This is a genomic window from Flavobacterium sp. WC2416, assembly GCF_041200095.1.
GTDB lineage: Bacteria > Bacteroidota > Bacteroidia > Flavobacteriales > Flavobacteriaceae > Flavobacterium.
Window position 1 is genome coordinate 3354609 of sequence record NZ_CP165626.1, and the last position, 24303, is coordinate 3378911.

Annotated in this window: 25 protein-coding genes; 9 read left to right on the top strand and 16 right to left on the bottom strand. The window is 31.3% G+C overall.

All coding sequences use genetic code 11. The features are described from left to right. Positions 1-83: 83 nt before the first annotated feature. Positions 84-950, bottom strand: coding sequence for a hypothetical protein (locus AB3G39_RS14090; protein WP_369765505.1), 867 nt, complete (start codon positions 948-950; stop codon positions 84-86). A gap of 384 nt (positions 951-1334) precedes the next feature. Here AB3G39_RS14090 and AB3G39_RS14095 point away from each other — a divergent pair, with 384 nt between their 5' ends. From AB3G39_RS14095 to AB3G39_RS14120, 6 genes are all read left to right on the top strand, one after another. Then, positions 1335-1475 (top strand): hypothetical protein, encoded by a 141-nt coding sequence (locus AB3G39_RS14095; RefSeq protein ID WP_367768199.1) that lies wholly within the window; start codon positions 1335-1337, stop codon positions 1473-1475. Between the two features lie 54 nt (positions 1476-1529). Further along, positions 1530-3254, top strand: a complete 1725-nt coding sequence (locus tag AB3G39_RS14100) for a hypothetical protein (protein WP_367768196.1) — start codon at positions 1530-1532, stop codon at positions 3252-3254. An 11-nt stretch (positions 3255-3265) separates the two neighbouring features. Next, a complete protein-coding gene (locus tag AB3G39_RS14105; protein ID WP_367757845.1) occupies positions 3266-3934 on the top strand; it encodes a response regulator transcription factor in 669 nt (222 codons plus the stop codon). Positions 3935-4028: 94 nt separating this feature from the next. Then, on the top strand, positions 4029-4331 hold the full coding sequence (locus AB3G39_RS14110; protein ID WP_367768193.1) for a hypothetical protein: 303 nt from the start codon (positions 4029-4031) through the stop codon (positions 4329-4331). Positions 4332-4411: 80 nt separating this feature from the next. Beyond that, the gene (locus AB3G39_RS14115; protein ID WP_367768190.1) at positions 4412-4777 is read left to right on the top strand and encodes a hypothetical protein; all 366 of its coding nucleotides are present in this window, start codon (positions 4412-4414) and stop codon (positions 4775-4777) included. A 78-nt stretch (positions 4778-4855) separates the two neighbouring features. Continuing rightward, positions 4856-5659 (top strand): endonuclease/exonuclease/phosphatase family protein, encoded by an 804-nt coding sequence (locus AB3G39_RS14120; protein ID WP_367768187.1) that lies wholly within the window; start codon positions 4856-4858, stop codon positions 5657-5659. 5 nt (positions 5660-5664) lie between these two features. On the opposite strand, the gene AB3G39_RS14125 is transcribed toward AB3G39_RS14120, so the two are convergent. The 13 genes from AB3G39_RS14125 to tgt form a co-directional block, all read right to left on the bottom strand. Continuing rightward, on the bottom strand, positions 5665-6576 hold the full coding sequence (locus AB3G39_RS14125; RefSeq protein WP_367768184.1) for a glutaminase: 912 nt from the start codon (positions 6574-6576) through the stop codon (positions 5665-5667). 39 nt (positions 6577-6615) lie between these two features. Then, on the bottom strand, positions 6616-7878 hold the full coding sequence (locus AB3G39_RS14130) for an asparagine synthetase B (RefSeq protein WP_369765506.1): 1263 nt from the start codon (positions 7876-7878) through the stop codon (positions 6616-6618). Between the two features lie 304 nt (positions 7879-8182). Then, positions 8183-8848, bottom strand: a complete 666-nt coding sequence (locus tag AB3G39_RS14135) for a response regulator (RefSeq protein WP_369765507.1) — start codon at positions 8846-8848, stop codon at positions 8183-8185. A 3-nt stretch (positions 8849-8851) separates the two neighbouring features. Continuing rightward, positions 8852-9643: a sensor histidine kinase gene (locus AB3G39_RS14140; protein WP_369753355.1), complete on the bottom strand. Its 792-nt coding sequence runs from the start codon at positions 9641-9643 to the stop codon at positions 8852-8854. Beyond that, a complete protein-coding gene (locus AB3G39_RS14145) occupies positions 9640-10287 on the bottom strand; it encodes a hypothetical protein (protein ID WP_369753354.1) in 648 nt (215 codons plus the stop codon). Before AB3G39_RS14145 ends, AB3G39_RS14140 begins: the two co-directional genes overlap by 4 nt. Positions 10288-10289: 2 nt before the next feature. Then, complete coding sequence (locus tag AB3G39_RS14150; RefSeq protein ID WP_367757824.1) at positions 10290-10724, bottom strand: hypothetical protein; 435 nt, start codon at positions 10722-10724, stop codon at positions 10290-10292. A gap of 223 nt (positions 10725-10947) precedes the next feature. Continuing rightward, entirely contained in the window at positions 10948-11457 is a 510-nt protein-coding gene (locus AB3G39_RS14155) for a hypothetical protein (protein WP_367757821.1), read from the bottom strand. A 407-nt stretch (positions 11458-11864) separates the two neighbouring features. Then, positions 11865-13409, bottom strand: a complete 1545-nt coding sequence (dnaB, locus tag AB3G39_RS14160; RefSeq protein ID WP_367757819.1) for a replicative DNA helicase — start codon at positions 13407-13409, stop codon at positions 11865-11867. Between the two features lie 140 nt (positions 13410-13549). Next, positions 13550-14503, bottom strand: a complete 954-nt coding sequence (locus AB3G39_RS14165) for an acetyl-CoA carboxylase carboxyltransferase subunit alpha (protein WP_367768170.1) — start codon at positions 14501-14503, stop codon at positions 13550-13552. Between the two features lie 221 nt (positions 14504-14724). Further along, on the bottom strand, positions 14725-16656 hold the full coding sequence (locus AB3G39_RS14170; RefSeq protein WP_369765508.1) for an LTA synthase family protein: 1932 nt from the start codon (positions 16654-16656) through the stop codon (positions 14725-14727). Between the two features lie 141 nt (positions 16657-16797). Continuing rightward, positions 16798-17682 carry a DMT family transporter gene (locus AB3G39_RS14175; RefSeq protein ID WP_367757810.1) on the bottom strand — a complete coding sequence of 295 codons (885 nt, stop codon included), beginning with the start codon at positions 17680-17682 and terminating at the stop codon, positions 16798-16800. Then, positions 17669-18757 (bottom strand): LptF/LptG family permease, encoded by a 1089-nt coding sequence (locus tag AB3G39_RS14180; RefSeq protein ID WP_367757808.1) that lies wholly within the window; start codon positions 18755-18757, stop codon positions 17669-17671. The genes AB3G39_RS14175 and AB3G39_RS14180 overlap by 14 nt, the downstream gene beginning before the upstream one ends. 93 nt (positions 18758-18850) lie before the next feature. Then, positions 18851-19981 carry a tRNA guanosine(34) transglycosylase Tgt gene (gene tgt, locus AB3G39_RS14185; RefSeq protein WP_369753353.1) on the bottom strand — a complete coding sequence of 377 codons (1131 nt, stop codon included), beginning with the start codon at positions 19979-19981 and terminating at the stop codon, positions 18851-18853. A 692-nt stretch (positions 19982-20673) separates the two neighbouring features. Between tgt and AB3G39_RS14190 the strand changes: the two genes are divergently transcribed. After that, on the top strand, positions 20674-21045 hold the full coding sequence (locus AB3G39_RS14190; protein ID WP_369753352.1) for a VOC family protein: 372 nt from the start codon (positions 20674-20676) through the stop codon (positions 21043-21045). A gap of 100 nt (positions 21046-21145) precedes the next feature. Here the strand turns inward: AB3G39_RS14190 and AB3G39_RS14195 are convergent, their stop codons facing one another. Further along, complete coding sequence (locus AB3G39_RS14195; protein WP_369765509.1) at positions 21146-21613, bottom strand: hypothetical protein; 468 nt, start codon at positions 21611-21613, stop codon at positions 21146-21148. A 202-nt stretch (positions 21614-21815) separates the two neighbouring features. Here AB3G39_RS14195 and AB3G39_RS14200 point away from each other — a divergent pair, with 202 nt between their 5' ends. Next, positions 21816-22670: a L,D-transpeptidase gene (locus AB3G39_RS14200; protein WP_367768155.1), complete on the top strand. Its 855-nt coding sequence runs from the start codon at positions 21816-21818 to the stop codon at positions 22668-22670. Positions 22671-22672: 2 nt separating this feature from the next. Here AB3G39_RS14200 and AB3G39_RS14205 read toward each other — a convergent pair whose 3' ends face one another. After that, a complete protein-coding gene (locus AB3G39_RS14205) occupies positions 22673-23503 on the bottom strand; it encodes an alpha/beta hydrolase (RefSeq protein ID WP_369753350.1) in 831 nt (276 codons plus the stop codon). Between the two features lie 112 nt (positions 23504-23615). Between AB3G39_RS14205 and AB3G39_RS14210 the strand changes: the two genes are divergently transcribed. After that, positions 23616-24158 (top strand): RBBP9/YdeN family alpha/beta hydrolase, encoded by a 543-nt coding sequence (locus tag AB3G39_RS14210; protein ID WP_369753349.1) that lies wholly within the window; start codon positions 23616-23618, stop codon positions 24156-24158. Positions 24159-24303: the final 145 nt, after the last annotated feature.

Sequence of the window (24303 nt, forward strand, 5' to 3'; positions counted from 1 at the left end):
TTTTTTTATAAAATGAACTGCAAGCCACCCGCTCCTTGTATTTTTCATAAAAAGTCTAAATAAATATTCCTACAACTTTTAGTTTATTTTAAACTGTATTTTTTAATAATATAATTTGTAATCGGTTTTAAAGACTTTCCCGTCTCTGGATGGAATCCAGGACCATTAAAAAGTTCAATAACTCCATTTCTTTTATAATACCAAATCAGCACTTTTTCATTCTTAAAAAATTCATGCTCCCCACTTGAATTTAACTTCACTAAACCTATCACTTTGCCATCAATGGGAACAATTATTTCCGAATGAACAATTCCTAATTTATCATCAGAACACCTCACTGGTTCATAATGATTTTCAATCCACTGCATACACTCCTTATTTGGAAAAAAAACTCCTTTTATAGTATACCCCATAAAAAACAACGATAAGAATACTGCAACAAAAATAGTAACTTTCTTTCTTACGCTTCCATTCACTACTACTCCACTCTCCTTACTTAATCCCTTACCAATTCCAAAACCAGCTGCAACTAGCTTTTTCTTTTCAACTAATGTTGCACCCCCTTGCTTAATTACCTCACTACTACTTTGCAAGTTTAAATACTTATTATAAGGCCTTGGGCAAAAATCAACTAGTATGGCTGCTAATTCAATCCTAGATGAATTATCCGAATCTTTTTCGGCTTTCAAAAATGAAATTATAGGTTTGAATTTTCCAATATCAAACTTATCTATTGCTTTTCTTAAGTCTTGTCCTTCTTTTACATGGAAGAATAAACTAAATATATTTTCATCAGCACTAGTCAAGCCATTTTCAAATTTCATTAAACACAAGTTTCGCAATTGAGCAGGTGTAGGATTTAATAAAATTCCCGAAACGTCCTCCAATTTTGATACTTTGTAATGTGCTTTAATAGCACTTTTATATTCTTCAAAAGTAATTTTCTTCATAAGCATTTATCGGAATTAAACAGAAGGCGATAGAAACCTTCGGAATTATTGGAATCATCGGAATTCTTTGCCAACAGACCACCAAAGACAGCATTTCTTTGCTTCAGAATTAGTTCTTGTTTTAACCTGCAATTAAAACAAATGTACAAAACTAGTTTTTAAAAGTGTCGCTAAACAGTATCGCTCGTTTATTCGGGAAGTATAAATAAGATTATACTGTTACGCTACACTTCACTTCCCACAAGAGCTAAACAATCAATCCAAATGACATGATTGGTCAAATACAAAATATGATTTTAAATATCATACAGCCATTCCTATGTCAAATTTTAATTAAAAGTTATGAAAAAAACAGTCCTTATAGCCGTGTTAACATTTATGAGTATGATAACAATATCATGCACAACGGATGCCATAGAAAAAGACGATTTAAGAGCGAAAGATAGTGTTAAAACACTTAATGCCTCTGAACAAAAAATATTTGCCGATGGTCCAGGTGATGATGTAATTCCAATTAAACCTTAATAAATAATAAAAATAATTAAGTATTAATTACTAATTTCGGGGAAACTTTCAATTATGTTGCGTTCCCCGATTTTTATTTTACTACTTCTCTTTTTTATCTATTCTTGTGATAATATTTCAAAAAACAAAAAAAATCCTAAAACAGAAAAAACAAAAAAAAGTAATAGCATTTTTGCAAGAGCGCTATTAGACAAAGCTGAAGATTTTAATTCAAAACAGGTTTTTGATAGTGCTTACTATTACTACAACCGATCCAAAATTAATTACGAATTAGAAAAAGACAGTTCGAAAATTGCTTTTAATTTGATTCAGATGGCAACAATGCAGCAAGTTTTAAGTGACTATATGGGAAGCGAAAAAAACCTAATTGAAGCATTACCATTTATACAAAAAGGGTCATTATATGAATCTGCAACCTATAACTTACTTGGTATCTCTTCAAAAGAACTCTCCAATTATGAAGATGCAATATATTATTATGATAAAGCTAAAACGAGCACGACAGATACTATAGCTCAAATTATATTGATTAATAATAAAGCCAACATTTATATAGATCAAAAGAAATATACTAAATCCATACAATTACTAGAACCTTTATTACAATTAAAAATTCTTAAAAGCAATGAAATTAGAAAAGCTAAAATAGTAGACAATTTAGGCTTTTCCTATTTTAAAGAAAATCAAATTCAAAAAGGGTTGCCTATGATGTTAGAAGCTTTATCCATTAGAAAAAAGAACAATGATTTTTATGGAATAATAGGAAGCAATTTACATCTTGCAGAATATTATCAAAAAAACCAACCACAAATAGCAAATGAATATGCTCTAAATGCGTATCATACTTCGAGAAAGATTCACAATATCGATTCTAGACTAAAATCGCTTTCTTTTTTAATTACCACAAATTTTGATGAAAAATCAAACCAATTAGCAGTTGACTTTATAGCTTTAAATGATAGTATTATTAAAGTTCGTAATAATGCAAAAAATCAATTTGTGAAAATTAAATTTGATACTGATAAAAATAGAGCTGAAAATCTTAGTCTTATTGCACAAAAAGCTGAATCTGATTTACACCTTGAAAGAGAAAAAAATCAAAAATACCTTTCTTATTTTGGAATTAGCCTTTTATTAATAGGGATATTCTTTATCGTAACTTACTTTCGAAATAGAAATAAACGCATACAAATTGAGGCAACATACAATACCGAAACTAGAATATCAAAAAAATTACATGACGAACTAGCCAATGATGTATTTCAAACAATGGCATTTGCCGAAACGCAAGACCTTGTTTTGCCAAACAACAAAGAAACCTTACTCAACAACTTAGATACTATATATTCTAGAACTCGAAATATTTCTAAAGAAAATAGTACTATAGAAACTGGAATTCATTTCATACCTAATTTAAAAGAGATGATGTCAGGTTATAACTCATACACAACAACTATTTTAATAAATGAATTAGAATCCATCAACTGGTCATCTATAGAAAACACTAAAAAAATAACGGTTTATCGTGTAATACAGGAACTCTTAGTTAACATGAAAAAACATAGTAAAAGCAGCTTAGTAGTTCTCTCCTTTAAAATAAATAAAAATATTATCTATTTTGATTACACTGATAATGGTATTGGAGCCAATTTTGAAAAAATAAATATAAAAAATGGACTCCACAATGTGGAAAACCGTATTCTAGCTATCAAAGGAACAATTACTTTTGACACTAAATCCGAAAAAGGATTCAAAGTAAAGATTACTTTTCCAATATAAATAATGAAACTATGTTCAAAAAAATTTTAATTGCTGAAGATTTAGATAGTATCAGTATCGCCATTGTACAAGCTTTGGAAGAACTTTCGATTTCTGAAATTCACCATGCAAAATATTGTGATGATGCTTTATTGAAAATAAAAAAAGCATTACATGACGATCTCCCATACGATTTATTAATAAGTGATTTATCGTTTAAAATTGATCATAGAGAAAATATATTAAATTCTGGAGATGAACTTATAGAAGCCGTTAAGAAGATTCAGCCAGAAATTAAAACAATCGTGTTTTCAATTGAAGACAAAACATACCGCATAAAATCATTATTTAATGACTTGGGAATTAATGCGTATATATCAAAAGGACGAAACAGTATACCCGAACTCCAAAAAGCCATTCGTAGTATTTACCAAAATGAAGAAAAAATCATATCATCTGAATTATCATATGCTTTAAGAGATAAATCTTTAATAGAAATTGAGGCATATGATATTTATTTATTGAAATTTTTATCCAAAGGACAAACTCTCGATGAAATAGGTATTGAATTTAAAGCAGCTAGCATTTCCCCAAATGGTTCCAGCAGTATTGAGAAGAGAATCAATAAATTAAAAATATACTTCAAAGCCAATAACAATGTACACCTCATTGCCATTGCTAAAGATTTAGGCCTCGTATAAACTAAATTATTTTTCTTTCTACTTTACGGTTTCCCTCAAGGAAGAGACTTTTACAGGTTGTAGTTTTGAATTAATTTAAAGCATTCAGTCAAAAATGGAAAACAAAGACACTCCTTTTTTAATAGATTTCACAATAAAAAAGAGCAAACCTCCAAAAAACAGTGAATGGGACAAATACCTAGAAGATTATAATAATTACACTAAAAAATACATCAAGCATTATAAGAAGTCATTGACAGGGAATACTATTTCTTTATCAATATATCCTTATATGAAAATCAAATCTGAAATTATCGCTGAAAAACTGTACAAAGCACAAATCCAAAGTGCATTAACTACAAAACAGGTAGAACGATTTATTCAAATAAAAATGAAACTGGTGAAAATTGTTTGTTAAAGTTTAAAAAAAAATCCAAAATGAGGTTTCCCGTAAGGAATCGATTTTTTTATAAATTAATTTTACAAAAAAATACCACCATGATTTCCAAAATTGAAACATTTCGACTACTAATCATATGCTTATCAATAACTATTGGCGGATGCGAACAAAAAATAAAAGACCAAAATGACAAGCAAATAGTTATCAAAAAAAGTGATTCGGAAAATAAAAAAATAAAAAAGAACCTAATTTCTATTCCCTTAAAATATAAAGATCATGTTTGCGGTACAGATGAAGATGGAAATAATGTTCAAGGTCATATCACTGTAGAAGGTGAAAATGGTATTGGAATTTTAATTGACAATAAAGGACATGAAACAGAAATAGTATTTGAGATATTAAACCGAAAAAAAATAATAGCAACAGATATTGAAGGATTCAAATACAAACTTAAAATGGATTAAAACCGAGCTGTTTCTAACTATTTATAAAAAATTTCAGTAAGTTGCACTATATTTAAACCCTATTTTCCCTTTTTACAAATGAAAAATATCGTATTGGTATTCCTTCTTTTTTTTTGTTCTTTACTCTATTCACAAACCAAGCTAGTTTCCTGGAATATTGAAAATTTAGGGAAATCAAAATCCACTTCTGAAATTGCCTTTATGGCACAAACCGTTCAAGATTATGATATTATAGCCATTCAAGAAGTAGTCGCTGGCTATGGTGGAGCTCAAGCCGTTGCTCAATTAGTTGATGTTCTTAATCGCAAAGGGGCTAAATGGGATTATGTTATTAGTAACCCTACAAGTAGCAGTGCTTATAAAACAGAACGATACGCTTACATATGGAAAACTAGCAAACTAAAAAAAATCGGAAGAGCTTGGCTTGAGAAACAATTTGCACTAGAGATTGATAGAGAACCTTATTATTGCACATTTGAATGTGATAATAAGCAATTTACTGTAGTAAATTTTCATGCCATAACAAAAAGTAAACAACCAGAAAGAGAGATTAAACATTTTAAATTTATACCTGAAGAATATCCCAATTTAAATTTAATATTTGCAGGAGATTTTAATTGCCCACAATCTCATTCTGTTTTTAATCCTTTGAAAATAATGGGTTATAAAAGTATTTTTATCAATCAAAAAACATCGTTAAAAAAAGAATGTAAAAACAGCAAATGTCTTGCATCAGAGTTTGACAATATGTATTACAAAACATCCAAAATCAACTTTATAAATTCTGGAGTACTCCTTTTTTATAAAAATTTTAACTCATTAAAAGAAGCTAGAAAAATTTCAGATCACATTCCAATTTGGTTTCAATTCACTTTAAATTGATTCTATTAAAATACAGACATACCTGTTTTAGTAGTCAAAGACTCTAATGCATGCATCCCTAATTCAGAATTTCCTTTTTTATTCAATTTTGGTGACCAAGTAGCCACTACAAATACCTTAGGAAATAAAGCTACAATTCCTCCACCTATTCCACTCTTGCCAGGCAATCCCACTTTATAGGTAAACTCACCTGACTCATCATAAAATCCACAAGTTTGCATTAAAGCATTCAGACGTTTTACTTGGCTTTTTGTCAAAATTTGTTTTCCATCCTTTGTTTTCCCTTCATTGGCAAAAAAGAAAAAAGAATGAGCCAGCTCTTTACAAGTCATCTCTATGGAGCATTGATGGAAATAAAAATCTAAAACTTCATCAACATCATTATCAATATTACCAAATGATTTTAAAAAATTAGCCAAAGCTGCATTTCTAAAACGGGTATCCTTTTCGGACTGTGCTACAGCAAAATTATAATTAATCGATGGACTTCCAGAAATCATTCGAATAAAACTCAAAAAGTCATCTTTAGGATTTTTTAAACAGGATACCAACATATCAGCTATTACAATTGCTCCCGAATTTATAAATGGATTTCTTGGAATTCCTTTTTCATATTCTAATTGAATTAACGAATTAAAAGCAGTACCTGATGGTTCTACACCCACTCTTTTCCAAATTTTTTCATCCAAAAAAGAAAAAGCTAATGCAACAGTCAGTGCTTTTGATATACTTTGAATAGAAAATTGCTCTTCACTGTCTCCAATACCAAAATCTTCTCCATCAATTGTTGTGAGATGGATGCCAAATTTATTGGGATTCACCTTCGCTAATTCTGGAATTGTTGTGGTAACATTTCCAGTAGTTGGATATTCAAGTAAATCCTGTTGTATTTCTTGTAGTATTTTTGAATAATTCATTCGTTCAATAAAATTGCATTAAATATGAAATCTATAGCTCTAGGTTTTTTGTTTTTTCTTTCTTGCTGCGGGAAATAATACATTATTCAAAATCAATCGATACCCTGGAGAATTCATGTGTAAATCCAAAACTGTTGGTGAATCACCTACTCGATGTTGAAAATCTTCAGGATCATGACCACCATAAAAAGTAAACATTCCTTTTCCTTTTTCACCATGAATATACCTTGCTTCTCCATTCAGTTCGCAAACACCCATTTTTAAAACATTAGATTTTATAAGGTCAGAATCAAAAGAGGTTGTTTGCCCCATAAATCCTTTTACTAACTGTGTATGATTTTGGCATAACATTGTGGGAATTGGGTCCCATTTAGCGGAAAACTCCATTAATGTAAAATAATCCTTTTCCATAGGAACTCTTCTTTTTTCCGTCATATCAATATCGGAGAACTCATATTTATCTGGTTTTCTCTCTAATATAAAATCTTTAAATGCAAAAGAATTATCATAATTCATTTTAGCTTGATAATTGGCTTCACTATCATCACCGTCAAACATGGGCTCACATATATCAACTCCATCTGCTGCTAAAGCAATATCAAAACTATCTGTTGCGGAACACATGGCAAACATGAATCCACCACCTATTACAAAGTCTCTAATTTTTTTGGCTACAGCTCCTTTTTCTTGAGATACTTTTGCATATCCTAACTTGGTTGCTAACTCTTCTGCTTCTTTTTTTTGTTCAATGTACCACGGTGCATTTCTATAGGCTCCAAAAAATTTCCCATATTGGCCTGTAAAATCTTCATGATGCAAATGCAACCAATCATATAATACTAATTGGTCATTTAAAACTTCTTCATCATAAATGGGAGTAAAAGGAATTTCGGCATACGTCAAAACAAGTGTGACAGCATCATCCCAAGGTTGCTTCCCTTTGGGAGTATAAACTGCAATTCTTGGTGCTTTTTCAAGAATAACGGTTTCCATATTTTGAGATGGGCTCGCAATTTCATCTAGTATTCTAGATTCCTCAGCATCAGTTAATACTTCAAAACTTACTCCTCGAATCTGACATTCTTTACGTATCTCTAACGCATCCGGTAATAAAAAAGATCCGCCACGGTAATTAAGTAACCAACTCGCTTTGTAGCTTTTTTCTAAACACCAAAAAGTGACTCCATACGCTTTTAGATGATTCTGTTGTGTATTTTCGTCCATTGGCAACAAAATAAAGGAAGCTTTTGAAGCAAATGAAAGTAGAAAAAATAGGATAAATAAAACTTTTTTAGAAATCATTATGAAAATATTGAATAGAGTATAAAGGTATTTTATTTAAAGATTCTAGTACCCATTTTTATCAATAAATATTTCAATTACAAAACGGGTATTAATACGCATAAATGGATAAAACATTATTAATAAATTTGGATATATTTAATAATAAAAAAAGGGCAAATGGAAGATTATAAGAACAATAAGCAATATAGAGCATTATTCTTTTTAAAAAAAGGAGGTTTGTGTTTATTAGTAATGACTATTATCTTATATTTTATTTTGGCGATAAAATATCTAAATGCTTAAATTTTAAATAGATTCTTACTCAATCATACAATAAAACTATTTTATTTTGAATCGCAAAAAAAACTAAACCAGCTATATTTTTAGATTCTGTTTTAAGCAATAAATTGTTACGATGTCCATCAACAGTTCTTGGACTAATAAAAAGTAATTCGGCTATTTCTGAAGTAGTTTTTTGTTCACATATCAGTTGTAGTACTTCAACTTCACGACTTGTTAAATAATTAGACTTTAATTCTTTATTAGTAATACTATCACTTAACGCAATGTCTTTGATTACTTTCATCACATAATCATCATAATAAAACCCTTTGATGTTGACTTCATGAATGGTCTTCAATAATTCTTTTGGAGTAGTATTCTTTATTAAATAAGATACTGCTCCCACATGCATTAGATTAGCAACAAATGATTTAGAACGGTAACTGGATAAAGCAATTATTTTAATTTTTGGGTATTCTTTATGAATTACTTTAGTGGCTTCAACACCATTTAATAAAGGCATTTTTAAATCCATTATAATGATATCGGGATGAATCTTGCTTTCCTCTAAAAAAGACAAAAGTTCCATTCCATTTGATGCTTCATGAATCACTTTTATATTTTCTTCTCTATCCAATAAAAAAGAAATTCCTTTTCTGAATAAAACTTCATCATCAACTAAAATTAGTTTAATATTTCTATTCATAATTTAAAAATTTACAACTACTTTGACTCCCTTATTAATAGCTGAATCAATTATAATAGTACCATTTAAAAAATCAATTCTACTTTGAATGTTTTTCATCCCAAGTCCGCTTTGATTTTTCTTGTCTTTCATTTCAAATCCTAAACCATTATCCGAATAGCAACAAATTATTTTCCCATTCTTTTCTTCAAATAAGATATCTATAATTGTAGCTTTTCCATGGCGCAAAGAATTATTCATCAACTCTTGTAATATTCTAAAAACATGAAGATGCTTATCATTATCACTCATGTCAAACAATACCTCGTTAACATAATTAACCTGAACATGCTTACTACTATTGAACTCAGAACATAATTCTTCAATACCAGCATGCAGACCAAACTTATCTAAAACTGGTGGTAATAAATCATGAGCAATCCTTCTTGTATTCTCTAGAGCTTTGGCTGTAAGATTTATAATATTAGCCGTAATCTCTTCTGATTCATCTACTGTTAAATTTGGGGTTTTTAACAAATGACTATTTAAAGAAACAATATTAAGCTTCGAGCTAATATCATCATGCAAATCTTGAGCTATCCGTTTCCGTTCTTCCTCTTGAGTTATAATTACAGCACGTAATTGATCTCGTTGGTGCTGAATTTCTAAATCCTTCTTCTCTATTTCCTTTTGAATAATCTTCTTTCTAGAATAATAGAAAAACAAAATTAACACTAAAGCTAAAATGATAAAAAAAATAGAGGTATATAAAATAATCGAAACTATTTCCTTCTCATAAACTGGACTTGTTTTCATTTTCCTAATTGAATTGTTTTTTTTGAAAAACTTTTATACCACTCGAATACAATAAACAACTGATAAACAACATATAAAAGAGCATTAGTAACCCAAGTTATTTTACTCATTTCAGCACTCATTAAAGCAGTAAGATTCCCTACAAAAAATAGTATTGTACTTCCAAATAAATAGAGCATAATTCCAATATTGATATAATAAAACTCCTTTTTATCGCTTAGCATATTATAAAAATGAAACACGCTATAGATAATCAATAAGAATGATGTCAAAAATATTTCGAATAAATTAAATTTAAACACTAAACTAGTATCTAAACTATATTGAATTCCTAAAATAATAAAGCAACATACAAAACCGATATTTATAATTTTCTTTTGTAAGAGATTTGTAAAAAGGGATTTATAAAACAGGCCTAAAAATATAAATTGTCCTAAAAAATAAAAATGAGATAAAAAAAGATTATTAATATGTAAACTTTTTAAAAAGAAAGAAGGCAATTGAACTGCTAAAACAACTAAAAGATAAACAGTAAATATTTTATAAGCCTTGCCGTTACCTCTAAACTTTAAACTAAATAAAAGCAAGTTTACAAATAAAAAAAGACAACCCATATTAGCCAATAAATCCCAAATATATCCCATAATTAGACTGCTAAAGGGCTCTTAGGATCATCATAAGGAGGGCACGGCTTTGTAAAATCATATATGTCATCTGGAGCAGATTGAAGATTTCCATCAGGTCCTGGAGTAGTGATCAGATCTTCATAAATACCAGTTTCTGGATTATATTCTGTTCCTACAAACATTAATTTTTCAACATAAGTAGGTTGCTCCCCTTCTTGTTCAGGCTTCACTTTTTGAACACCAATATAAGCTCTAACATGTGTACCACCTTCATTCAACAATTCTTTTAAATCAACAGCAGGAATTAAAAAAGCGTTTAATTCATGATGCTTATTGTATTTACCTTCCCTTTGGGTCCAGCGTTTTGCCCATTTTTGAGCTGTTTTTAATGGAATCGCATTAATTGTAACACCCACTTTTTCTGATAATTTTTCTAATATAGTTTCCTTTGCCATTTAATCTTTATTTTTTTAATTAATAAAAACGAATACTCTATAGTAAAATACTATAGAGCTAAAGTACTATTTTTTACAATTTTAACATAAAAAATAGTACTTTTTATTGCGAAAAAAAATAAATTAAGTTTTATCGTTTTACAAAAAAAAGGTGTTTTGATTATCGCTGTCGCATTTTTATTTACTAGAAATAATTCATTTACTGAGGGAAGTTTTTTGTTTTTTACTGAACTGTTCTTTTAGAAAAATTGCTATACCATTCATATGTAATAAACAATTGGTAAATTATATACAAAAAAGCATTTAATATCCATGGCAATTTAGTGTACTCACGGTTTAAAGTAACAATTAAATTTCCTGTGATAAATAGTATGGTGCTACCAAATAGATAAATAATTATTCCCCAATTAATATAATAAAACTCTTTTTTTTCAGAGAGCATATTATACAAATGTATAACTGCAAATATCATAACTAATAGTGAAGTTATAAAAATTTCGAAAATATTAAATTTAAAAAACTGACTAGGATCAAAAATATATTCAACTCCAATAATAGCCAAACCAATTATTCCAATTGCTAATGTATCTTTTTTTAGTTTTTTAGTTTTAAAAATTGTGCCATAAAAAAGGCCTAACACAAAAAATTGTCCAATAAAATAAAAATGAGATAAATAAAGATTATTAATTCCAAATCTAGACATCATACTAGAGCTCATTTGTATTAAAAACATAAGCGCTAAATAAAAAGTGAAAATTGTAAATGGTTTTCCTTGTCCCGAAAAGCATTTTACAAATAAAACTAAATTTAAAAATAAAAGTATATTCCCTATATTAACTAAAGTTGTCAGCATTTAAATTATGTATACATTGGACTTTTACAATCACAAGCTGAAGAGAAGTCATAGATACTCTCCATTGCTAATGCACTAGCTACTCCAATAGTTATTCTATCTTCATAAATTCCAGTAACTGGCTTTAAATTAGTACCAAAAATGAATAATTTTTATGTTCTAAAAAAACAATTCAATATTAAAATACTATAAAAACGAAAATACTAGCTTTTTAATTTCAACATTAAAATTAGGGCTTTTTATTATACTAGAAATAAAAAAAGCCCAATAAAGGCTTTCTTGTTTTACTAAAATGGCATATCACTATCATCATCGTCATCATTCAAATTACTACCAAAAGCTTCATGTGCCGAAGGAAGGTTTTTAGTTATAAAAGGATTATCTTCTTGATTCATTGACGAAGGAAGATCATCATAACTACCGCTGTGGTCTTCTAGATTATCAAACTTACCTAAGTGTCCTATAAACTTCAAACGAACGTTTTCAATACTACCATTACGGTGTTTTGCTATCATTATTTCTGCTTGACCAGCCGTTGGTGAAGCTTCATCATCATCCCATTCATCAATTTTATAATATTCAGGGCGATATAAAAACGAAACGATATCCGCATCTTGCTCAATCGCTCCCGATTCACGAAGGTCAGAAAGCAGTGGTCTTTTACTAGATCCACGCGTCTCTACAGCACGTGATAACTGAGATAGTGCTATTACCGGCACATTTAATTCTTTTGCTAGTGCTTTTAAGTTTCGGGAAATTGTTGAGATTTCTTGTTCACGGTTTCCACCACCTTTACCATTTCCTCCAGCAGTCATTAACTGCAAATAATCGACAATTATAATTCGGATTCCATGTTGTGAAACCAAACGTCTTGCCTTTGCTCTTAAATCAAAAATAGAAAGCGATGGCGTATCATCAATAAATAAAGGGGCTTTTTCTAAGTTTTTAACCTTAGTACTTAGCTGTTCCCATTCGTGTTTTTCTAATTTACCAGTACGTAATTTTTCTGATGACAAACCAGTCTCTGAGGAAATTAAACGAGTAATTAACTGAACTGACGCCATCTCAAGAGAGAACAACGCCACTGGCATTCCATAATCAATTGCCATGTTTCTAGCCATCGATAATACGAAAGCTGTTTTTCCCATTGCAGGTCTGGCCGCAATAATAATTAAATCACTAGGTTGCCATCCTGATGTAATTTTATCCAGTTTTTCAAAACCAGTTGCCACACCACTCAATCCTTCCTGTCCAGCGATTTCTTCAATACGTTTTTTAGCTTGTAATACTAAACTTTGTGCTGTTTCAGAGCTTCGTTTAATATTTCCTTGGGTTACTTCGTATAATTTAGATTCGGCTTTATCTAACAAATCAAAAACATCCGCTGAGTCATCATACGAATCCTCGATAATTTCCGATGAAATACGAATCAAACTTCGCTGAATAAACTTTTGAAGAATAATTCGAGAGTGAAATTCAATATGTGCTGATGAGGAAATCTTTTGCGTAAGCTGAATTAAGTAAAAATCACCACCAGCTAAATCTAACTTTGCGTTTTTCTTTAATTGAGCAGAAACGGTCAACAAGTCAATTGGTTGCGTATCTGTAAATAGTTGCACAATAGCCTCAAAAATATGTTTGTGGGCCTCTTTATAAAAAGCATCAGGCTGTAAAATATCAATTACATCATCAACTCCTTTTTTATCAATCATCATCGCTCCAAGTACAGCCTCTTCTAGTTCTAAAACTTGTGGGGGCAATTTCCCTTTCTCCAGGCTAATAATTGTTGTTTTATCAACCTTAATTGGGTTTATGTTTTTGAAGTTTTCCATGTAGCGAAAGTAACGTAATTTTAAAAAATATTGCAGTAGAGTTATTACAAATAAATGTTCATAACTTACTCATTTTTGTTTATAACCAAAAAAAAATCCGAAACTGTAGGGCTTCGGATTAAATAGTAATTTGTAAGATTTTACTCTTTATATTCACCCATTTTACTGTATTTGTCCATTCTCTGAGCGATTAACTTTTCTGTTGATAAGTCTTTCAACTCATTATATCCTTTTAAGATATATTCTTCTACAGTTTTAAATGTAGTCTCTCTATCATAATGAGCTCCTCCTAATGGTTCTGGAATAATGTCATCAATCAATTTTTGTCTTTTCATATCAGAAGAAGTCAATTTCAAAGCTTCAGCAGCTTGTTCTTTGTACTCCCAACTTTTCCATAAAATAGAAGAGCACGATTCTGGAGAAATAACAGAATACCATGTGTTTTCTAACATATAAACACGGTCTCCAACTCCGATTCCTAATGCACCACCTGAAGCACCTTCTCCAACAATAATGGTAACAATAGGCACTTTAAGACGAACCATTTCAAAAATGTTTCTAGCAATAGCTTCTCCTTGTCCACGTTCTTCCGCTTCTAGTCCTGGATAAGCACCCGGAGTATCAATAAGCGTTAAAACAGGTATACCAAACTTTTCCGCCATTTTCATCAATCGCAATGCTTTGCGATAGCCTTCAGGATTTGCCATCCCAAAATTTCTATATTGACGTGTTTTTGTATTGTACCCTTTTTGTTGACCAACTATCATAAAAGATTGTCCTCCAATTTTTCCTAAACCACCAATCATCGCTTTATCATCAGCAAAACCTCTATCCCCGTGAAGCTCTAAAAATGTATCACCACAAAGTGCTTTGATATGATCTAAAGTATAAGGTCTACTTGGGTGCCTTGATAACTGTACACGTTGCCAAGCAGTTAAGTTTTTATAAATATTCTTTTTGGTTTCTATCAATTTCTTGCTGATTTGCTTACATGTGGTTGTAACATCAACATCTGATTCTTGACCAATAACTTGACACTTTTCTAACTGATCTTCTAGTTCTTTTATTGGAAGCTCAAAATCTAAATATTCCATAGGATTTGTGCGTTTTTGTTTTTTATTCGAACTGCAAATATAAAATATTAAATCGTTTGCACCCTTTTATTTTTGAATTAAGTCCTAAAAACTCTTAAATACTAATTCAAAAAAAAGGAAATTCGGTATTAAACTTGGGTTCAATTATTTGCTAAATTTTAATTTCGAATCATTAATCGTTGAAAATCAATGCTATTAGATTCAATTAAAAAAAACAGTAGTTACTTTGAATATAAATTTTTATCAATTACTCTATTCATATAATCTTGAATAAAAGCTTTACAATTTAATTCAATATCATCCATCTCTGCATTTCTATTTTTAATTAAATTATGTTTCAATGCTTTATCGTCCTTATCATAAAACCCTAGTGCGTTTTTCCCGTCAAAAGTACAGATGTAATTCCCTCTTGAAAATTGATAAATACTGCCCGTAGAATTTAATACAAAAGGAGCACTTGATTTTTTATCTAATAAACTCCTACCCCAACTCCTAAATGGTTTATCATAGCCAATCATATCAATTATAGTCGGATAAATATCGATTTGTTGCGCTAAATCAGTATCTACACCTACTAAATCACTTCCTGGTTTGTAAATGATTATTGGGACAGCATAACGATTAATAGGTTTATGATATTCATCATAATAAATCTGGTTGCAATGATCAGCGACCAAAACAAAAATCGTATTGGAAAACCAAGGTTGTTTTTTGGCTTCTGTAAAAAAACGTTTCAAGGCAAAATCAGTATATTCTGCACATTTATGAATGGGCACTCCTCCTTCATGAAAACGGTCTTTGTATTTGTCAGGAATAATATATGGTTCGTGTGAACTAACTGTAAAAACGGAGGCGAAAAAAGGAGTTTTCTTTTTGTCCAACGTATTCTTCATATACTGTAAGAAAGGTTCGTCCCAAATTCCCCAAAAACCATCAAATTGAGAATCGTCGTTGAACTCTGTTCTTCCATAATAATGATCGATACCTAGAATGTTACTAAAACCTAAAAATCCCATAGAACCATTGGCAGCCCCATGAAAAAATGAAGTATCATATCCTTCTCCTTTCAAAACAGAAACGAGTGATTCTATTTTTTGCTTTGGATAAGGGGAAGACGTAAACGCATCTTTAAACGAAGGTATCCCAGCCAAAACCGATGACATTCCGTGAATAGATTGCCTTCCATTTGCGTAGGCATTGGTATAAATCATACTGTGCTGTGACAAGGAGTCTAAGAACGGCGCATGACTTTTATAATTAGGAATATTTGTGTTTTTATTAAATGCTCCTATATATTCTCTTCCATAACTTTCCAATATAAAAACAACCACATTCGGTTTTGTTTTTGGATTATTATGATACTCTTTGATCGGTTTTACTTCTTCTAGAATTACTTTCTCTGTAACTCCTTGGTAATGCGTTTTAGCAAATCCATTAGTAAACAAAGTCCTGAAAATAGCAAAAGGTGTATTTAAAACAATATCTGAATGTACAATGTTTTTGACATGACGACTGGCATCTAAAAGATTGATTGGGCGGGTTGATTTTTTAAAGTCACCACCACGAATTCCCCCAATTACAAAAAGAACAATCAATAAAAAGGCAACGGTGGAGAAACTAAAATAAGGAATGTATTTCGTAGGTTTAAAAGCAAGTACGGTTACTTTTTTATACAAATAAACCCATAATGCAGCACATAAAATGAATAATAACCACACATGCCAATACTCCAATAAAAAATTAGAAAACAAAGTAGCCTTATTCGTTTCGTGCTCTAATACACTTAAAGCAGCAGTTGTAGAGCGCGCATAAGTAAATTTATAGTAAATAAAATCTACGAAATTAGTTGAATAAGCCAGCAAGTTGGTTCCAAAATAAAGATAAAACAAAAACCTTTGGTATCCATTATTAGTGTTTTTAAATACCGGAATAATCGATACAACTATAAAAAGTAAATTGACATATAAGATCGCTGTCGTATCAAATGACAGTCCATAATAACACAAGGATATAAAGTCAGAAAAGGATTCTACTCGTAATAAATCGGCATTATAAACGTAAAATAAAACTCGCGCAATGAAGTAAAAAAGATAAGCAAGAGACAGTCTAAAAAATAAGACTTTGTATTCGTTTAATCGCAGGTGTTTTTGCATTCCTTGTTTTTTAATTAGTAAAACTTTGCAAAGGTATCACATTTAATTTGTTTGGGGCTGTTAAAAAAAAGCTAATTACAAGCTGAAGGTATTAACTGAAAAAAAAGATTAATTCTAACCAACATAATGATTATATGGCAATTATACAATCTCTTTCTTCCTGTGTTTAATAATACCGTTCAGGATTACTGTCAATATAATTATCACAGCTCCTATATAAAAAGAAGTACTCATTTTCTCTTTTCCACCAATAATAAAATAGGCTAAAACAATTCCATAAACGGGCTCTAGATTGGTAGTAAGCATCACCGTATAAGGGCTTAGCTTTTCCATCACTTTCACCGAAGCTGTAAAAGCATAAGCCGTACAAATGGAAGCCAGAAGTAAAATAAGCATCCAATTATGAGTTGTTAGTATAAAGAAGTCTGTTGAGAATTTATTTTCATAAATAAAGTAAATAGAAATAAAGAAAACACCAGCCATAAATTCGTAGAAAGAAATAACTGATGGATCGTGTTTATGAATTAATTTTCCATTCATTAAAGTAAACAGTACTCCTAGTAAAATGGAAATAAGTGCAAAAATCATCCCTTCAAAATAATTAACCTCTACTTTCATAATCATGCCAAGTCCCGCAATGATTATGAGTCCGAATAAAACTTCGTACCACAATACTTTCCTACCATAAAAAAGAGGTTCTAATAGAGAGGCAAAAAAAGCTCCTAATGAAAAAACAGATAGTGTTATGGAAACATTAGAAACATGGATAGCATGAAAAAAAGTGACCCAATGTAGTGCAATCAAGAGTCCTACAAAAACAAGTTTAAGAAAAGCAGTTGTTGGTATTTTGAATGATTTTTTCTTGAAAACAATAAACAATGCTAAAAACACTCCTGCCATTAACATGCGGTACCAAACGATAGCATCAGCAGTGATGGTTATTAAAGCCCCCAAAATAGCCGTAAAACCCCAGATAAAAACGATTAAATGAAGATTTAAATAACTTTTAAATTTATCGTTTTGCATTGCGTAATAAAAATATAGCTAAAATTCCGAAAACAATATTAGGAAACCAAACCGCCAAGAAAGGAGAGAAAGTAGACTTCTCTGCTAGTACTCCAAATATCTTATCAAAAAACACAAAAGAAAAAGCAATTGAAATTCCTATAGTTAAGTTCATCCCCATTCCACCTCGACGTTTCATGGAAGAAACTGAAACCGCAATAATGGTCAAAATAAATGCTGATATAGGAACGCTGAACTTTTTATAAAATACCACCATATATATATTTATATTGGATGATCCTCTTTTTCTTTCTTTATCAATAAAACTATTTAGCTTATCTATACGCAAGGTTTCAGCAATATAAATAACAGGTGTTAGGTCATCCAGCTCAAAACTGAATTTCGCCTTCTTTTCTGGTTGTTTTTCAATTTTATCCCCTAATTCTCCTACAGTCCTCTTTGTATAATCATACATCGTGTAGGTTTTATCTTTGGGATTCCATTTTATTCGGCTAGCCGTAATTTTAGAAACCAATTTTTCTTTTTCGAATTTTTCTAACGCAAAATTAAAAGCCACTTTTGATGCGGTATTGAAACTATTAACATACAAAAACTCCTTGTCATTAATTTGTCTATATACATCCGTATTGTCTCCTCGCATTTGCTCTTTTCCGCCCGTTCTAAGGTAGGTATACCTAAAATTATTAAAGCCTTCATTGGCAGCAGGAACAATAGAAAAACCCAAGAATAAAACAACTAAAGAGACAATTGTAGCCCCAATAATAAAGGGCCTTAAAAATCGGGTGAAAGAAATCCCCGAACTTAGTATGGCAATAATTTCTGTATTGTTAGCCAACTTGGAAGTAAACCAAATAATGGACAAAAACAGAAATATAGGGAATAAATTATTGGCAAAATAGATTGTAAAATTGTAATAGTAAACTGCAATATCAAGAAAGGGAATCTTATTCTCAATCATGAAATTGATTTTCTCCGAAACGTCAATAATAATCCCGATAGGTACAAACATCAACAACATAGCCGAAAAAGTGGCTAAGTATCTTTTCAGAATGTATTTGTCTATTATTGTTAGCATAAAAGTGTAATCGCTTAATCGTTTATTTGTTTTAAAAAAAATGTGCTCTTTATACGATTAAACAAATAACCGAATAAACCAATCACCATATTTTTACAATCTCTGGTTCATATTTTTCACCATCATCTCTTTCCATGGTCTAAAATCCCCTGCTAAGATATGTTTTCTAGCCTCACGAACCAACCACATATAAAATCCAAGATTATGAATCGTAGCAATTTGTTTTCCTAGGTATTCATTAGCAGCAAACAGGTGACGTAAGTAGGCTTTCGTATATTCTGTATCAACAAATGTGTGTCCCATTTCATCAATTGGTGAAAAATCGGCTTCCCATTTTTTATTTTTGATATTGATAGAACCATTTGCCGTAAACAACATTCCGTTTCTAGCATTACGTGTAGGCATTACGCAGTCAAACATGTCGATTCCCAGTGCAATGTTTTCCAAAATATTAATTGGAGTTCCCACACCCATTAAGTAACGGGGTTTATCTTCGGGTAAAATTTCACAAACTATTTCGGTCATCGCATACATTTCCTCAGCCGGTTCCCCTACTGAAAGTCCACCTATAGCATTACCTACTTGGTTTGAATTTGCAATATATTCTGCCGATTGTTGACGCAAGTCTTTGTAACAACTTCCTTGAACAATAGGGAAAAATGCTTGATCGTAACCGTATTTCATAGGCACTTTCTCCAAATGATTCACACATCGGTCTAACCAACGGTGTGTCATTTTCATAGAGCGCTTTGCATAATTATAGTCACAAGGATATGGTGTACATTCATCAAAAGCCATGATAATATCAGCACCTATGGTACGCTGAATTTCCATTACATTCTCTGGTGTAAACACATGGTATGAACCGTCAATATGCGACTTAAACTTCACTCCTTCTTCCTTAATCTTACGATTAGAAGACAAAGAATAGACTTGATATCCACCTGAATCCGTCAAAATATTACGGTCCCAGTTCATGAATTTATGTAATCCACCTGCTTTTTCTAGGATTTCCGTTTGCGGACGCAAGTATAAATGGTAGGTGTTTCCCAAGATAATATCTGGGTTTATATCTTCTTTTAATTCCCTTTGGTGCACCCCTTTTACCGAGGCAACAGTCCCAACAGGCATAAAAATTGGCGTTTCAATAACGCCGTGATCTGTAGTAATACTTCCCGCTCTAGCTTTCGACTGCGGGTCTTTTTTTAATAAATCAAACTTCATAATACCGTTTTTCTACCGATTGTTCGGCGGGCAAAGATAGGTTAATTTGAAAACTAGAGAATTAGATAATTCAAAAATTTAATTAAGATTTGGGAAATCAACGATAAAAGTCGTTTCTAAAGTGATTTTTGTAATAAAATCATTTGGGCATGCCCTGCGCCAAAGCTCCGGTCAGGCTATCCGCTGTATTCCCGATAAGAAAAACTACGGCCAAAAAAAGCCTTGTTTTTCTAAATCGGGAGATGCCGCTCCTATCCTTCATGCAAAGTAGTGCTATCGATAAATTATGAGGTAAACTCACCTTCAGTCAATCTTTAAAAAGACATTTATTGGATCCATTTGATAAGTTTCCCTTTGGCTTAATTGGAATAAATAATTATAAAAAACACAAATAAACACCAAAGTTTAAGTGATATTTGGACAAAAACAATTGTTATTGAAATAAATGAACTTTAAAAATCACTTAGGTTCATTAAAATTTAACCCAACCGCCCCATTCTACATATAACTATGCGCAGAATTATACTCTGTCCTAGCAACGACAAGTAAATAAAAGAACATTTTTTTGTATTTTAGTACTTGCAAGCTCTATTGGACTTGGTTATTGTTTTCATTCATTCATAAATGTGAACAAACAATCCAAGAAAAAAAAGGAAGTGAACAAAAATTGTAACAAACTAAAAGGAGAAAATATGAAATTAGGTGCGTTTTCTGTGAGCCTTAGTGTCAAAGACATTAAAGTGTCCAAAAGGTTTTACGAAAGTCTCGGTTTTACCGTTTTAGCGGGGGATTTAGACCAAAATTATCTGATAATGAAAAATGAGAATTCAATCATTGGACTGTTTCAAGGTATGTTTGAAAGCAACATTTTAACTTTCAATCCTGGATGGGATGAAAACGGTAAAAACATTGAAAATTTTGATGATATCCGAGAAATTCAAAAACAACTCCTAAGTAAAAAGATAAAAATAGAAGGAAAAATAGATGATACAACTTCGGGACCTGCAAGTTTTATGATATCGGATCCAGATGGTAATGTTATTCTAATGGATCAACATCGATAGAGAGAATTTCATTTGGCCCAAAATTTTTTCAAGGATTTAAAGATAACAAAGCCGCTCTTTCCTACTAAGAAAGAGCGGCTTTTTTTACTAATTCAAATTATTAAAAAACACCTAATCGCACACTTGGTGTGTTTACTCGTATTTGTGTATTTACTGAAGTACTGTGAGGAGTTGTTTGATAGTTTTGTTCATCATACCCATAGTAGTAATATCCAGCATGCTGGTAAAACGAATCGCTATGGTAACAATGTCCATCACAATGATGATGGTGCTCTGCATAGGCTTCTTGCTTACTCGCTATATAAGCGCGATACGCTTTCCTATTATGCTTCTTTAAATTCTTTTCATACTCTTTTTGTTCTTCCCAAAAAGCTTTTTCATCAGCTTTGCTTTTAGCTTTAAATTCTAACTCAAAACGAGCATCTTCCGCTCCTCTTTGCTCATAATACGCCATTCTATCTTGATTCGTATTTATGGTCGTTTCATTTTTTACTCTAGCTTCTTGCCCATTTACTGTTCCTATAATTCCAAAAAGTGTTATTGCTAGTATTGTTTTAATTGCTTTCATAATTTTAAATTTTAGTGATAGTACACTATCGTTTATACTAGTAAGACAACTAAAAGTGAAAACACCCTACCCTATCGTAAAAAATTGGCCCAATTTAACCCGCCAATAAGATTTTTAATATGTGAATAAAATAAATTAAATCGATAATTGTGTAATACTTTGGTCAAGAATTTAGCCCAATTTTGTATTATAAAATTAACCTATGAAAAAAATTATTCTTCTTTTAAGCATCATCGTAGTACTTTACTCATGCAAGCAAAATGAATCAACAGAATCTATTAAAACCAAAAAAGTGCGCGTAAGAAAACAACCAAAAATGGTCTCTTATACATTAACTAATACAAAACAATGGTTGGAACAAAATGCGAAAGATTCCCTAAAAATGGATATTGCCCTTGCACTTAATAGAACTGACAAAACCAATTTTACTCAAATGGATTCAGTAATCATTCCTGGAGATTTCAGCGGTGATATTGAATTTTACTTGCCTTTTCCTACTCATGTTGAGTATCTAAAAGATATTGATAAAATCATCTATTTTTCTTACCCAACACAAACATTTGCAGCCTATGAAAATGGAGAGTTAATCTATACGGGGCCAACTAATATGGGACGAAAAAAAGACCAAACCCCTACTGGACTTTTCTATACCAACTGGAAGGCGGAACAAACAACGAGTACTTTCAATGATGAATGGGATTTAAAATGGAACTTTAATATTGCTAACAAAGAAGGTGTGGGATGGCATCAATACAGTTTACCCGGTTATCCAGCTTCTCATTCTTGCTTGCGTCTTCGAGAAAAAGATGCGCGCTATCTTTATGATTGGGCTGACCAATGGGTACTAGCTGATGAAGAAAATGTAAAAGTAAAAGGTACTCCAGTAGTTGTTTTTGGTTCTTATAATTTTGATGCTCCAAAACCTTGGTTGCAATTAATTGACAACTCAAAAGCGATTGACATCACAGAGAATGAAATAGAAGAACTAACGAAACCTTTATTAAGCGGTATTTTATCGGAACAAAAAAATAGAACTTCCTTTCAAAAAGCCAAATAGAATTATTTATGACTATTCATAAATTCAATAACCTCCTCAAAACGGTTGCTCCATGGCCATAAATATTGTGTTACCATAGGAATATGTTTTTTATTTAAATGCATTGGAGTAACTGTTGGTTGATAGGGTTGTAAGGCGTCAACAAAACGCTTGTTTGCTACTTTAATAGAAGGGTACGTTTTGTCCCCAACATAGATTAAAAACGGTGGCGTATTTTTATTCAAAAAATAAATGGGAGAAGCTTCCTTCCATTGATCAGGACTATTGGTCCAAGTTGTCAAATAATTATCGGTTGTTGTAGGTGGATTTTGTTCTAAATAGTTTTTCATATCAAGACCCGCGGCATCATTTAAAATAATCCCTGAAATACTTTTAGGTTCAATACCATATTTTGGGTTCATCACTGCCAAGGCCCCTAAATGCCCTCCCGCAGAATGACCAGTTATAAAAATTTGATTTGGATTTCCATTATACTTGCTGCCGTTCGCTTTTACCCATTGAATTACTGATGCGATTTGCTCGGTCATTTCATCATAACTAGCATCTGGACTTAAAGTATAATCAGGAATAATAGTAACTACTCCTTTGCTAGCAAAATTTCTTCCTAACAAATCATAGGTTCCTTTTCTACCACTGTTCCAGTTTCCTCCATGTACAAAAATTAAAATTGGAAAAGGTGCGCTTTTATCACTTCTTGGAACAAATACATTCAAATTAGGACTATTTGCAGTAGTACCCTCTGCAGATTTTAGATAAGAAACGGAAGTAAATTTTTTAGAACTACAACTCATCAATAAAATCCCGCTTATTAAAATAACTATAGGAAAACGCATCTTTTTTTTAACGAATATAAGACAAAAAAGTCAACTTAAAAATGGTAATTGTATTACTGTAAAATAGTACATTGCAATTCAGTACAATTGGTATTATAAAAATAAAAAAAGCATGGACTTTACCTTATTAATAGTTCCTGGATTAGGTGATTCTGGAAAAGAGCATTGGCAAAATTATTGGCTCAACAAATTTGAAAATTCAAAAAAAGTAATTCAAAAAGAGTGGGACAATCCAATTTTAGAGGATTGGCTGAATGGCCTTTCCTCAAGTATTGATAGCATTGACGGTCCAATAATTATTGTTGCTCATAGTCTAGCCGTTTCACTTGTAGCGCATTGGTCAAAAAAGAATACTACAAATAAAATCGCTGGCGCCTTACTTGTGGCTCCTGCTGATGTAGATTCACCATTACACACACCAGAAGAAACAAGAAATTTTTCACCAATTCCTTTATCCAAATTTATGTACCCTACCATTCTGGTAACGAGTGCTAACGATCCCTATATTTCTGTAGAAAAAGCTGTTTTTCTTGCTCATCAATGGGGAAGTACTTTTATCAATGTGGGACTAAAAGGACACCTCAACTCTGAATCGCGATTGCAATATTGGGAAGAAGGACAAGAATTATTAAATACATTGATAATTAAAATATAAAACAGTCTTAACTAAGAAAGCTAAGACTGTTCTAAACGGCTAAATTGGGGAATTTAACCAATCAACTAAAAAACTAAACATTCTATATTTTAACTGTATGGTCCGCTCTGTAATTTTCTTCAAAGTGTTGCTAATGATTTAATCT